At 42.9% G+C, this 14,463-nt stretch carries 10 protein-coding genes and 1 pseudogene; 9 read left to right on the forward strand and 2 right to left on the reverse strand.

The genetic code is table 11. The features are described from left to right. Positions 1 to 23: 23 nt before the first annotated feature. From HNQ84_RS13640 to tnpC, 9 genes and pseudogenes are all read left to right on the forward strand, one after another. Positions 24 to 1,046, forward strand: a complete 1,023-nt coding sequence (locus tag HNQ84_RS13640; protein ID WP_435622413.1) for a DUF3048 domain-containing protein — start codon at positions 24 to 26, stop codon at positions 1,044 to 1,046. Positions 1,047 to 1,056: 10 nt separating this feature from the next. Then, positions 1,057 to 1,374, forward strand: coding sequence for a YerC/YecD family TrpR-related protein (locus HNQ84_RS13645; protein ID WP_006323616.1), 318 nt, complete (start codon positions 1,057 to 1,059; stop codon positions 1,372 to 1,374). 61 nt (positions 1,375 to 1,435) lie between these two features. Then, entirely contained in the window at positions 1,436 to 2,131 is a 696-nt protein-coding gene (pcrB, locus tag HNQ84_RS13650; protein ID WP_435622414.1) for a heptaprenylglyceryl phosphate synthase, read from the forward strand. Positions 2,132 to 2,173: 42 nt separating this feature from the next. Continuing rightward, the gene (gene pcrA, locus HNQ84_RS13655; RefSeq protein ID WP_435622415.1) at positions 2,174 to 4,339 is read left to right on the forward strand and encodes a DNA helicase PcrA; all 2,166 of its coding nucleotides are present in this window, start codon (positions 2,174 to 2,176) and stop codon (positions 4,337 to 4,339) included. Between the two features lie 5 nt (positions 4,340 to 4,344). After that, positions 4,345 to 6,363 (forward strand): NAD-dependent DNA ligase LigA, encoded by a 2,019-nt coding sequence (ligA, locus tag HNQ84_RS13660; protein WP_435622416.1) that lies wholly within the window; start codon positions 4,345 to 4,347, stop codon positions 6,361 to 6,363. Positions 6,364 to 6,366: 3 nt separating this feature from the next. Then, entirely contained in the window at positions 6,367 to 7,500 is a 1,134-nt protein-coding gene (locus HNQ84_RS13665; protein WP_435622417.1) for a CamS family sex pheromone protein, read from the forward strand. 85 nt (positions 7,501 to 7,585) lie between these two features. Beyond that, complete coding sequence (gene pruA, locus HNQ84_RS13670) at positions 7,586 to 9,133, forward strand: L-glutamate gamma-semialdehyde dehydrogenase (RefSeq protein ID WP_435622418.1); 1,548 nt, start codon at positions 7,586 to 7,588, stop codon at positions 9,131 to 9,133. A gap of 131 nt (positions 9,134 to 9,264) precedes the next feature. Next, a complete protein-coding gene (locus HNQ84_RS13675) occupies positions 9,265 to 9,996 on the forward strand; it encodes an HI0074 family nucleotidyltransferase substrate-binding subunit (RefSeq protein ID WP_435622420.1) in 732 nt (243 codons plus the stop codon). Positions 9,997 to 10,104: 108 nt separating this feature from the next. Next, positions 10,105 to 11,546: pseudogene (gene tnpC, locus HNQ84_RS13680) on the forward strand (IS66 family transposase). A 225-nt stretch (positions 11,547 to 11,771) separates the two neighbouring features. On the opposite strand, the gene HNQ84_RS13685 reads toward tnpC, so the two are convergent. Then, the gene (locus tag HNQ84_RS13685; RefSeq protein WP_183248936.1) at positions 11,772 to 13,307 is read right to left on the reverse strand and encodes an HTTM domain-containing protein; all 1,536 of its coding nucleotides are present in this window, start codon (positions 13,305 to 13,307) and stop codon (positions 11,772 to 11,774) included. Positions 13,308 to 13,429: 122 nt separating this feature from the next. Continuing rightward, positions 13,430 to 13,906: a GNAT family N-acetyltransferase gene (locus tag HNQ84_RS13690; protein WP_088223588.1), complete on the reverse strand. Its 477-nt coding sequence runs from the start codon at positions 13,904 to 13,906 to the stop codon at positions 13,430 to 13,432. Between the last annotated feature and the right edge of the window lie 557 nt (positions 13,907 to 14,463).

Here is a 14,463-nt window from a genome sequence, read left to right on the forward strand (position 1 = left end):
ACGGAAAATGAAAGGTTGGGTTCATGTTGCGGCGATTATTTTTTCTGTTGATGATCACGATGGTGTTTTTATTGGGCATCGGATGTCAACGTACAGAGTCAAACATAAAAGAAAAGGAGTCCCCACCAACAACCGTTGAACAAAAAAATGAACCAGAAACAAAAGACATAGCTTGGATGTTTCCGTTAACAGGCATGCCAACAAATGAAAAAACGATGCAACGTGCGGTGGCAGTGATGATCAATAACTATCCTGCTGCACGGCCACAATCGGGGTTACACAAAGCAGACATCGTGTATGAAGTGCTTGCAGAAGGAGATATTACACGGCTGTTAGCGATTTACCAAAGCGAACAACCTGATATCATCGGGCCTGTTCGAAGCGCAAGAGATTATTTTGTTCACCTAAGCAACGGTTTTCATGCGTTATACGTATGTCATGGATGGAGTCCAGAGGCACAGAAGCTGTTAAAGTCTGGTGCTACAGATTACGTAAATGGTTTATTTTATGATGGAACGTTATTTTGGCGGGATCGTACACGAAAGGCACCACACAACTCGTATATTTCCTTTGAAAATATTAAAAAAGGTGCCGAAAAAAACGGCTATGTTTTTGAAGAAGAAGTCAAACCGTTACCTTTTTTTACAAACGATTTGACAAATGCTATAAAAGCAACGAATATTGATGTGGTATACTCCAAGCGGTCGTATGCCCATGTTCATTATGCATATGATGGAACGAAATACGTTCGTTCGAGCGGTGGTGAGCCGACGGTCGACCGAGAGACAAATACGCCGATTGCGGTAGAAAATGTATTTGTGATTGAAGCCGTACATCGAATTATTGATGATTATGGGCGGAGAGATGTTGATTTTATGTCAGGTGGAAAAGGTTATTTATTCCAAAAGGGGACAGTGCAGCACGTACAATGGAAAAATGTTGATGGACGCCTTCTTCCTTATAAAGACGGTGTTCCGCTCGGATTTATCCAAGGAAAAACGTGGATTCAAGTCGTTCCGAATCTCGAACAAGTACAATATGAATAGGGGGACGTATATGCAAATTAATAAATTGCGAGGCAGAGAGCTTGACCAATTATTTCGTGCCATTTTGTCATTGAAAGATTTAGAAGAATGTTATCGTTTTTTCGATGATTTATGTACGGTCAATGAAATACAAGCGCTTGCGCAACGTTTGGAAGTAGCTCGTATGTTGCGCGAAGGATATACGTATCATAAAATTGAAACAGAAACAGGGGCAAGCACGGCGACGATTTCGCGCGTCAAGCGTTGCTTAAACTATGGAAATGATGCGTATGCGATGGCACTTGATCGCATTTATAATGAACAACAGGAAGAGGCTGGCTCACAATGAGTCAGCTTCTTTTTACGATTTTTTGCTATGATTTTTGTTATAATGAGATGAGGTGAAAAAAATGAGTGAGATCACAACGTGGCGACATGTGTTTAAATTAGATCCGAATAAAGATATAACAGATGAGCAGTTAGAACAAGTATGTGAATCAGGTACGGATGCGGTTATTGTTGGCGGAACCGACGGTGTGACGCTTGAAAACGTCATCGATTTGCTTGCGCGCGTTCGTCGGTTTTCCGTCCCGTGTGCGCTAGAAGTGTCAAATATTGAGGCGATTACACCCGGGTTTGACTATTACCTTATCCCGATGGTACTTAATAGTCGAGATCTAACTTGGTTAATTGATTTGCATCACGAAGCGGTGAAGCAGTTTGGTGATTTAATCAATTGGGAAGAACTGTTTGTTGAAGGATACTGTATTTTAAACGAGGAATGTAAGGCGGCATCGTTAACAAGCGCGCGAACAAATGTAACAGATGAAGATGTGATTGCGTATGCTCGAATGGCAGAACATATGTATCACTTCCCAATTTTTTATATGGAATATAGTGGGCGTTACGGAGATGTGGAGCTTGTAGAAAAAGTGAAGCGAACGCTACGTCGTACACGTTTGTTTTATGGTGGTGGCATTCATACACCAGAGCAAGCGAAAGAAATGGCGGTATGGGCAGATACGGTTGTTGTTGGAAACGCCATTTATACAAATTTACAAATGGCATTACAAACAGTTGAAGCGGTAAAAGGAAAATCAACATAAATGGAGAATAAAAAAGAGAACATATGTTTTGGTGGTGGGAAAATGAGTATGTCGGCACATATACTGTTGGAAGGATTAAATGAAAAACAAAAAGAGGCGGTGAAAACGACAGAGGGTCCGCTGTTAATTATGGCGGGAGCAGGAAGTGGAAAAACGCGCGTATTAACGCATCGCATCGCTTATTTAATGGCGGAAAAGGACGTTGCCCCGTGGAACATTTTAGCGATTACCTTTACAAACAAAGCCGCACGTGAAATGAAAGAACGCGTCGAGCGTATCGTAGGGAAGCAAGCGGAAGATATATGGATTTCGACGTTTCACTCGATGTGTGTCCGCATTTTACGTCGCGACATTGATCGCATTGGCATTCATGCGAACTTTTCTATTTTAGATCCGACCGATCAATTATCCGTGTTAAAACATATTTTAAAAGATCGTAATATTGACCCGAAAAAGTATGATCCACGTGCACTTTTAGGTACGATCAGTAGCGCAAAAAATGAATTGATGACGCCAGAAAAATATGCCGAACAAGCAGCCAATCCATACGAACAGCTTGTAGCAGAAGTGTATAAAGAGTATCAAAAACGATTGTTGCGCAATCACGCCCTTGATTTCGATGATTTAATTATGACGACGATCCAACTATTTCAACGTGTTCCAGAAGTGTTGGAGTATTATCAACGAAAGTTCCAATACATTCATGTTGATGAATATCAAGATACGAACCGGTCACAATATTTGCTCGTGAACATGCTTGCAAAACGTTTTCAAAACTTATGTGTCGTCGGTGATTCTGACCAATCGATTTACCGTTGGCGCGGTGCCGATATTAGCAACATTTTATCGTTTGAAAAAGACTATCCGAATGCTAAAGTCATTTTGCTTGAACAAAATTACCGTTCAACGAAACGGATTTTACAAGCAGCGAATGCGGTCATTGAGCATAACACGCAAAGAAAACCGAAAAAGCTTTGGACAGAAAATAGCGAAGGACATGCGCTCGTGTATTATGAAGCGATGACGGAAATAGATGAAGCGCAATTTGTCGTTGGAAAAATTAAAGAATATGTTGATGCAGGAAAACGAGCGTATAAAGATTTTGCTGTTTTATATAGAACGAATGCGCAATCACGTGTGCTTGAAGAAATGTTATTGAAGGCAAACATTCCATATAAAATTGTCGGTGGTTTAAAATTCTATGATCGAAAAGAAATTAAAGACATTTTAGCGTATTTACGTTTAATTGCGAATCCGAATGATGACATTAGCTTCACGCGCATCATCAACGTCCCAAAGCGCGGTATCGGGGCATCGACAATTGATAAAATTGCAGCATACGCTTCTAGCCGTGGAATATCAATGTTTGAAGCGCTTGCTTTTATTGAAGAAATCGGAATTAGTGCGCGCATCGCTGCACCGCTCGTACAATTTCGCGAACAAATCCATCATTGGAGTCAAATGCAACATTATTTATCTGTAACCGAACTTGTTGAAGATGTACTCGATCGTTCAGGTTACCGCGATATGCTTCGCGAAGAAAAAACGTTAGAGGCACATAGCCGTCTTGAAAACATTGATGAGTTTTTATCAGTAACTCAACATTTTGAACAAGTGAATGAAGATAAGTCTCTTGTTGCCTTTTTGACGGACTTGGCGCTTGTGGCAGATATTGATCAGCTTGATAATGATAGCGAAGGACAGACAAATAATGCAGTCGTTTTAATGACATTGCATTCCGCCAAAGGATTAGAGTTTCCAGTTGTCTTTTTAGTCGGACTTGAAGAAGGAATCTTCCCACATAACCGTTCATTAAATGATGAAGATGAAATGGAAGAAGAACGCCGTCTAGCGTATGTCGGTATTACTCGCGCGGAGGAAGAACTCTTTTTAACGCGCGCACATATGCGTACGTTATTTGGACAAACGCACGTCAACGCCCCATCGCGATTTATTGATGAAATTCCTGAAGAGTTAATTGAATATGCGCATAAACGTGTCAAAAAACACCCGTCCTCTCAACGTCCATATACTATTTCACACGGAGGATGGCGTGTAGGTGATAAAGTAAGTCATAAAGTATGGGGAATTGGTACGATTGTTCGTGTGAAAGAAAGTGATGGCGATCAAGAGCTAGATGTTGCTTTTTCAAGTCCAATTGGTATTAAGCGTCTATTAGCAAAATTTGCTCCGATTATGAAGGTGTAGAAAGGGTGGAAAAGGTGGCACAACACGACGTTAAAAAGCAAATGGCTGAATTGCGCGAACAAATTGAAAAGCATAATTACGCATATTACGTGTTAGATCAACCGTCTATTTCTGATGCCGAATATGATGAATTGATGAGAAGATTAATGGAGTTAGAGGAGCAATATCCGCAATATAAAACGCCAGACTCCCCATCACAGCGTGTTGGTGGTGCCCCGTTAGAAGCGTTTAAAAAAGTTACCCACCGCGTGCCGATGCTTAGTTTAAGTAATGCTTTCAATGAAGGAGATTTGCGCGATTTTGACCGCCGTGTTCGTCAAGAAGTGGGCGATGTACGTTACGTATGTGAACTAAAAATTGACGGTTTAGCGGTATCGCTTCATTATGAAGATGGTTATTTTGTACAAGGGGCGACGCGCGGCGATGGAACGACGGGCGAGGATATTACGGAAAACTTAAAAACGATTCGTTCATTGCCACTTCGATTGAGGAAAAAAGTTACAATTGAAGTGCGCGGAGAAGCATATATGCCACGAAAATCGTTTGAAAAGCTAAATGAACAGCGAAAAATGAATGGGGAAGAATTGTTTGCTAATCCGCGCAATGCGGCTGCTGGTTCGCTTCGTCAGCTTGACCCAAAAGTTGCCGCTGCTCGCCAACTAGATGTATTTATATATAGTGTTGTCAACAGCGAGGAGCTCGGACTTGTCTCTCATAGCGAATCGCTTCGTTATTTAGATGAGCTCGGATTTAAAACTAACCCAGCAAGGAAAGTATGTGAAACGATTGATGCCGTGCTTGCTTACATCGGGCAGTGGCATGAACAGCGAGCGTCATTACCGTATGATATTGACGGTATCGTCATTAAAGTAGATGCATTTGCACAGCAAAAGCAACTCGGAGCAACAGCAAAAAGTCCGCGCTGGGCGATTGCGTATAAATTTCCGGCCGAAGAAGTTGTGACACAACTCGTTGATATTGAATTAAGCGTTGGTCGGACAGGTGTGGTGACACCGACAGCTATTTTGCAACCGGTACGCGTCGCAGGGACAATCGTGCAACGTGCTTCGCTTCACAATGAAGACTACATTCGTGAAAAAGATATTCGTCTCGGTGATTACGTTGTTATTAAAAAAGCAGGCGATATTATTCCAGAGGTTGTTCGTTCGTTGCCAGAGCGGCGGACAGGAAAAGAAAAGCCGTTTGATATGCCAACGCATTGCCCAGCGTGTGCGAGCGAACTTGTTCGATTGGATGATGAAGTTGCCCTTCGTTGTGTTAATCCACAATGTCCCGCACAAATTCGAGAAGGGCTCATTCATTTCGTTTCACGTCAAGCGATGAATATTGATGGATTAGGCGAAAAAGTGATTGCTCAACTATTTGAACAAGGTCTTGTTCAAAGTGTAGCAGATTTGTACACGTTAACGAAAGACCAGCTTGTCTCACTAGAACGAATGGGTGAGAAATCAGCAACAAACTTACTGCAAGCGATTGAAGCGTCGAAACAAAATTCGCTTGAACGTTTATTGTTTGGGCTCGGTATTCGCCACGTGGGCGCGAAAGCTGCAAAAACGTTAGCAGAACATTTTGAAACGATGGAACGTCTTCAACAAGCGACAAAAGAAGAGCTAACAGCCATTCATGAAATCGGTGAAAAAATGGCCGATTCAATCGTTACGTATTTTTCAAAAGAAGAAGTGAAGCAGTTGCTTGACCGTTTGCGAGCGCATGGCGTCAATATGACATATAAAGGTGCAAAACGGACAGCGGATGCAAGTGCAACATTTGCTGGGAAGACGTTTGTTTTAACAGGCACGTTACAATCGATGTCGCGCAGTGAAGCAAAAGAAAAAATTGAAGCGTTAGGTGGAAAAGTAACAGGAAGCGTCAGCAAAAAAACAGATGTTGTCGTAGTCGGTGAAGAAGCGGGATCAAAATTAGAAAAAGCAAGACAACTCGGCATTACGATTTGGGATGAAGCGCGTTTTCTTCAAGAAATACAACAATCAAAGCAGGTGTGAACGATGAAAAAGTTAATCATATTGCTCACTTGTACGCTTCTTACTTTGTCAGCATGCGCTCCAAAATTTAATCAGGAAGAACAAGTGGTGCAAGAAACGGAAAATAAAAAACAAAAGGCGATTATTCCAAAGTACAATATTTCTAACTCGTATTATCGTACGATTTTACCGTTTCAACCTGGGGAGGCACGCGGACTTGTCGTTGAAAATGTAAACACGAGATTAGATATGGATGAATTTGAGCTCGGTTTAATGCGCATTGCACAAGAAAAGTTTTCTCCGTCACAATATTTGTTTCAGCAAGGGCAATATTTAGACCGAAAAACGATTGAGTCGTGGCTCAAACGAAAGCAAGGGGATGGGGAAGGACTGAATCCTTCGCTTGGAAACGAAGGGACGAATGAAGAGAAAAACAAAAAACACCCACTCTACATTTCGCATATTTTAGAACACAACTATTTAGTTAAAACAGGAAACGATAAAGTGCAATTAGGTGGAGTTGTCATTGGGCTTGCGATGAATTCTGTTCATTACTATGAGACGGAAGAAGGGTATCCACGAGAAGTAAAAATTTCGAAGAGCGATATGGAGAAAGAAGGAAAAAAAGCCGCAGAAGAAATTGTTTCCCGGATACGTAAAATTGATGGATTAAAGGAAGTGCCGATTGTTATTGGTTTATTTGAGCAGCAACCAAAATCGTCTATCGTCCCAGGGCACTTTTTTGCTGCTGGCTACGTAGATAAAGGGAGCAATACGATTCAGGATTGGGAAAAAATCAATGAAGAATATTATGTTTTCCCATCGGATGAAGCGGAAAAAAATCACCGCGATGATTTAGTGAAGTTTTTAAACTTAAAGTCAGATATTGAAGAATTTTTCCCGAATTACACCGGAGTCATTGGCAGAGCATTTTATCGCGATGACCAACTACAACAATTGACGATTGACATTGTGATGCAGTTTTATGGAAAAGCAGAAGTCATCGGATTTACGCAATATGTCACAGGTCTTCTCATGGAGAAAATGCCTAATTATATGCCGATTTCCGTTTATATTTCGTCGGTGCGTGGACCAGAAAGTATTATTATAAAAAGCCCAGATAAAAGTGAACCGTTTGTCCATATCTATCAGCCGTAACATTTGAATATGTATCGTTCATCCGTTAGAATGAAATTGTGTGTATGAAAACGCTTTTGTAATTTCAACAAAGGGGGCTTACATGATGGTACAACCTTACAAACATGAACCATTTACTGATTTTACAGTCGAAGCAAACAAAAAAGCGTTTGAAGAAGGATTAAAAACGGTACAAGCTTATCTTGGTCAAGATTATCCGCTTGTGATTGGCGGCGAGCGAATCATGACAGAAGATAAAATTGTTTCGATCAACCCTGCAAATCAAACAGAAATTGTTGGTCGCGTGGCGAAAGCAAATAAAGACTTAGCGGAAAAAGCGATGCAAGCAGCAGACGCAGCATTTACATGGTGGAGCAAAACGAAACCAGAAATGCGCGCAAATATTTTATTCCGTGCGGCAGCGATTGTGCGTCGTCGCAAACATGAATTTTCCGCATTGCTTGTGAAAGAAGCAGGAAAACCATGGAAAGAGGCGGATGCGGATACTGCAGAAGCAATTGACTTTATGGAATATTATGCTCGTCAAATGTTGAAATTGAAAGACGGCATCCCTGTCGAAAGCCGTCCGGGAGAAACAAACCGTTTCTTCTACATTCCACTTGGTGTCGGCGTTGTTATTTCGCCGTGGAACTTCCCGTTTGCGATTATGGCAGGAACAACCGTTGCCGCACTTGTGACAGGAAATACAGTATTGTTAAAACCAGCGAGTGCAACGCCAGTCGTGGCGTATAAGTTTGTTGAAGTGTTAGAAGAAGCAGGGCTTCCAGCAGGTGTATTAAACTACATTCCAGGAAGCGGTGCAGAAGTAGGCGATTATTTAGTTGACCATCCGCGCACACGTTTCATTAGCTTCACAGGTTCTCGCGATGTTGGTATTCGCATTTATGAGCGTGCGGCTAAAGTGCATCCAGGACAAATTTGGCTCAAGCGTGTTATTGCGGAAATGGGCGGAAAAGACACAATCGTTGTGGACAAAGAAGCAGATTTAGAATTAGCTGCTCAATCCATCGTTGCCTCTGCTTTTGGCTTTTCTGGTCAAAAATGTTCGGCATGCTCACGTGTTGTGGCGCTCGAAGAAGTGTATGACCAAGTATTAAATCGCGTCGTTGAGTTAACGAAACAATTAAAAGTCGGCAACCCAGAAGAACAAAGCACATTTATGGGACCGGTCATCGACCAATCGGCATACAACAAAATTATGGAATATATCGAAATTGGTAAACAAGAAGGTAAGCTCATGACAGGCGGCGAAGGAGACGATTCGAAAGGTTTCTTCATTCAGCCAACGGTGTTTGCCGATGTTGATCCAAAAGCGCGCATTATGCAAGAAGAAATTTTCGGGCCTGTTGTGGCGTTCACGAAAGCAAAAGATTTTGACCATGCGCTTGAAATTGCTAACAATACAGAATATGGATTAACAGGTGCCGTCATTTCAAATAACCGCTTTAACCTAGAAAAAGCGCGTGAAGAGTTCCATGTCGGAAACCTTTACTTTAATCGTGGTTGCACAGGCGCGATCGTCGGCTACCATCCATTCGGCGGGTTCAATATGTCTGGCACAGACTCGAAAGCAGGTGGACCAGACTACTTACTTCTTCATATGCAAGCAAAAACGGTATCAGAAATGTTTTAATGTAAAACCCCTCTTGGCGAAAATGCTAAGAGGGGTTTCAAATACGTAAGATAAGAGTGATAGGGTATAATGAAGAAAAACATCCTTCATATGATATAGAAGTGGGTGGTGATGGGCGATTGAGTACAAACATGTACGGCTTAAAAAAGCAAACATTTTATAACCTCATTTGTGTGTTTCGAAATTATGCTAACATCATTGAAAAAGTGATTTTGTTCGGATCAAGGGCAAGAGGCGATTATAAAGAAACGTCGGACATCGATATTGCGATTAAGTTTAGAAGCCATAACGAGCAGCTGTACCGCATTCAAGACGATTTAGCAGAAGCAAATATCATTTATACGGTAGATGCTATTGATTATGAAAAGATCGGCAATGAAAAACTCAAATCGTATATTGATCTCGAAGGAAAGACAATTTTTTTAACAAATGAACGAGGGGAGGCCGTTGTGACGATGAATAAAATCATGGATAAACTATTTGACTTTGAAAAAGCATTAAATAAACTACATCAAAGCATTACGCGTGATGTGGAAAAAGACGACCTAGTTCTTGACGCGACAATTCAACGATTTGAATTTACGTACGAACTAGCATGGAAATGGATGAAAAGTTACTTAGAATATAACGGGAACAACGAAATGACAAGTCCGCGAAAAACGATTAAACAAGCATTTAAAGAAGGACTTATTCAAGATGGAGAAGCATGGATTCAAATGTTAGAAGATCGAAATAGGACATCACATACATACGATGAACAAATAGCGATGGAAATTTATGAACATATTCGCCAGCGATATGTTCATTTATTTGATCAGTTATTAGTAGAGATGAAAAAACGAGTTTCTGAATTAGAAGAATAGGGAAAATATTTTCATCGGTAACCATTCATCCACATCATAAAGTGAGCTGAATATTTTTTGCTTTTCCTGTCTATGATGTGAATACTGATAGACAAGGAGGTGAATCGCATGTTGACGGTACAACAAGCTGTATTTACAGTTGAGAGCTTCATCGGCAAAGTTCAACAACAAAAACAGCTCATTCATCAACTCGTTCAAGAAAATGAACATTTGCGTCAAGAAAACAAACAGCTGCGCAAAGAAAATGAACAACTCAAGTATTGCGTTCAAGAGCTGGAAGCACGCACGAAAAAAAACAGCTCCAATAGCCATTTGCCCCCATCTTCTGACCGTTTTCACACCCATTCTTCTCGTCAGCCATCTGGCAACAAACCAGGCGGACAAGAAGGGCATCAAGGAACGACGCTCCATCAAGTGGAACATCCACATCATCGCATCGTCCATCGTGTGCACACGTGTCAAGGATGTGGGGCTTCTTTGCGTGAAGTCAAACCGTTCAAAGTCGATGTCCGTCAAGTGTTCGATCTCCCTCCCGTGACGATCGAGGTGACACAACATGAACGTGAAGTGAAATCCTGTCCACATTGCCGATGTGTTCAACAAGCAGAGTTTCCACCACATGTCACGAATCATGTGCAATATGGTCCACGGCTCACGGCGCTCGCTGTATATTTGCACCATATTCAATTGATCCCTTACAAACGTTTGAGTGATACGATCGAAGCATGATATCAACACCCAATCAGTACAGGAACCCTTGCCAATATGGTGAAACGAGGACGCGAAGCGCTAGAATCCAATATGGACATGATCGAAGACGCCTTGCTTGACTCTGATATCTTGCATGTCGATGAAACGAGTTTGCGCATGGATGGGAAACTCGCATGGGTGCATGTCGCGTGTACATCGAAATATACGTACTTGGCTCCTCACGTTTCTCGCGGAAAGAAAGCGACCGATGACATCGGGATTCTTCCCCGATATCAAGGGACGATGATGCACGATGGGTTCGGTACGTATCCGAGATACACGAAAGCCACCCATGCTCTTTGCCATGCCCATCATTTGCGTGAATTGAAGGGTTTCATCGAACAAGGGCATACATGGGCATCGCGCATGACCACGTTTCTATTAGCCGCCAAACAGGCCGTCGAAGCTCATCACGGTACACTTTCCAAAAAAGAAGCGAAACGATGGGAACGAATGTATGATCGCATCCTAGCGAAAGCACAGCACGGATGGGAAACGATGACGCCTCTTCCGAAAAAATCACTCGCTTTTATTCGACGGCTTCAGAAACGAAAGGAAGAAGCGCTGCGTTTTTCACGTAAAGTGCATGTTCCCTTTGACAACAACCAAGCCGAATGCGATCTTCGCATGGTCAAAGTCAAAGAGAACATTTCGGGTACGTTTCGTGAAGAAACATTCGCCCAGTCTGCATCACAAGAAGCATCGTTTCCACACTGACGAAACACGAAAAAAACGTGTGGGATTCGTTATGTCTTCTGTTGACAGGCGAAACGCTCGATCGTGTTCTTTCTACCACTTAGGGCATTTTCTATTACGGGGATGCCCTATTTGTGTTGAGCTTCTTTACATACTACTATCGGGATGAATAGTTACTTTTAATCGGCATATATAACCCCCTTACAAAATTCACATTAATATTATTTAATACTGGTAGTTCTGATAGCAATCTGTAAAATTTGTGTAAAAAATTATATTTATTTTTTATCCTACGTCAAACTCTAACATTTTTGGTCTTTGGTTATTGATCAGCTCATTAATCTGTCCTGGAGTTCACCGTATTGCTCTACTCGCATACTTTCGGATCTTTGTTGCGGGTCACCAGATCCTCGAACTTCCTGCGTGCCTAGTGGCACAGAGGCAATCACTACACTACCCGAGTCGGTACGGCAAACTAGTTCTATGCGGTCATACCGATCCCAGTCTGGGATCGCGTTCTTGAAAATCAACGCGACCTCATGCAACAGGCGGGTCGCTGGGTATTCCGGTCCACACACGCCCAATTCTACGCCGTCTGCTGCTTTCGCCGCCAAATCGGCAATCGCGGTAGCGCGAACCACCTTGGCGTATTGGGGCCAGCGGACAAACTTGGCCACCTTGTTCTCGAGCATCAGTTGGAACAGCCGGTGCTTCTTGCCATCGTCGGTCGACCGAACTACGATTTCCTCCATGGCATCCACAGGCAACCACGCCCTTTGCCACGCCCGGTGCTGGTTTCGTTGAGCACGTACAGCGCGCTCGTACAGTTCGGACTCGGAGGGTGCTCGCACGGCGCCATTCGTCAGGCCATTAGAGTACATTGGCACCGAGGTGAACGGCCACTCCTCAGACTGTCGTATTAGCACCGTGATTAGAACCACGCACGCGAGCATTCCCACGGTGGTGAACAAGCCTCCCAAGGAGACAGCGGAGGTGGTGCTCGAATGGTCGGTCAGGCTCGGCACAATCAGAAGCAGGTAGCACCACATTTGTACCAAGTACATGGGACGCATCACGCACATGATGCCGATATGTAGCCAAATCCAGCATACGACCAACGGAATCCGCCACGAGGGAACGAAGATCGCGACCGGGGCCAACAGTTCGATTAGCACGGTCAGAGATGCTAACACCCGGCACAGCACCGGGCTACCCACCAATAGTTTGGTCATGAAGGGCCAGCGGGACGGCGAGTACTTAACATAGAACCGCAATGCGTCGCCATTTAACCACCCGAGGCCACCGTAGAGGAGCTTGGACACGCCGCCGGCGAACATAATGTAGGATAGGACCAATAGCAACAATTTTGGGGCAAACCCTGAGGTGAACGCCGATTGATCGGGCACCAACAGAGGCCAGTTCACGTACTGGGCGAGCAGACCGTCTAGCGAGAAGTCGTAGGACACCGAGAAGCACATGGCCAGCAACGCGTACAGCGCCGAGTGCTTCGAGTGGTGGGCGCCTAGCGCACCAGCATTTACCATATGCAAGAATGCGAAACCCAGGAACGTCAGTACACCAGTGACCGGCTGGAAGAACCCGGCCGCGGCCGCTACCCACATTGCGATTGTCAGCTTGGCCACAACTGACAGCACGCGGGGACTAACCCAGCGGAGGCCCAGCAGCCGCATCGCCAAGACCGGGGTGTAAAAGACACGCTCGGTTCTGTCCATAATCTTCGCCGCCTGTAGTGGCGTCGGAAAGTCGACGATACACAGCACAAGCAAACCAGTGTAGAAGACCGCCCGTAGCACCCCGGACACCGGTGCCATATCGAACAGCCACCAATGCGTGACAATGTTCATCGCTATACCCCCCCAAAGGATAAATCCTCTCCATTGACATATTATTGAGAACTCCTGAACCCATAAAAAGAAAGCCTTTCTCAAGTGCTAAAGTCTAGTAAAATCGAGATACGAGTTAGTTTTCATTTGCTTCTGAGATATTTTTTCATTTTAATGCTTGTTGGAATATACCCCATCTTGGTATATAACTGATATGCACGTTTGTTGTGCCCGAAAACATGTAACCCGATTGAACTTACATTCATCGAGGCAAGGTCAGTTTCAAATGCAATAAGTGACTGCTTTCCATATCCTTTGCCTTGAAATTCTTCGTATATCTTAAAGCTGTATATAAAAGCTGATTTCTCGCCATTGTTTTCTTTTACTTCATACCAAATCGTGCCTATTGCGCCTACTACTTCGTGATGCAATGAACACAAAAAATGACCATTCGTATGAATCCCTTTAGATAATAGTTCATTTGTTTCTTTGATTGCTCGTCCAATCGATTCTGATGGTGTCCATCTACCTTCCTTTACATTTTCTTCGGCATACTCTCTGACTGTCTCTTCGAAGAACCTTTTATATTGTTCTTCGTTCATTCGAACTAAAGTTATCATGGATATTCCTCCTAGATTAATTTCTGTCGGCCAAAATAGACTATGGTGTCGGCTTCAAATGCAGATTTACACAGCAATTTGGTGGAAAATTATTACTAATCTTAACTTAATACTACCATATTTCTTATAATTCTCAAATTTTAAACTTGACTAAATTATCATTCTATTATAATATAAACCTAAGTGATGTAAGGGGGTGGAATAAATGGATAAAAAATCAAAAAATAATACAGTAAAAGAAGAAACATTTATTTTTGAAGAACAGGAAACACCGATGGTTGTTATGCACCCGTCCGACTAATAATTAGCATGATCAGAACCATCTGAAACTCAATCAGGTGGTTCTTACTTTTATTATTTTATTATGTTGGGAAAGGGTTTGAGAAAATGTCACGATTGAACCGTTATTATTTAGCGCCTGATTTAGTCATTACATATCCTGATGGACAACCGCACTTGCATCTATATACATCCAATTTAAAATTTTAACCTCTGATTTACGCAGTACACCCGATGCGGCGCAACACCTCATCCGGGTGTTGTAGAACGTACTGTTC

The organism is Anoxybacillus eryuanensis, assembly GCF_051200995.1.
Taxonomy (GTDB): Bacteria; Bacillota; Bacilli; order Bacillales; family Anoxybacillaceae; genus Anoxybacillus; species Anoxybacillus tengchongensis.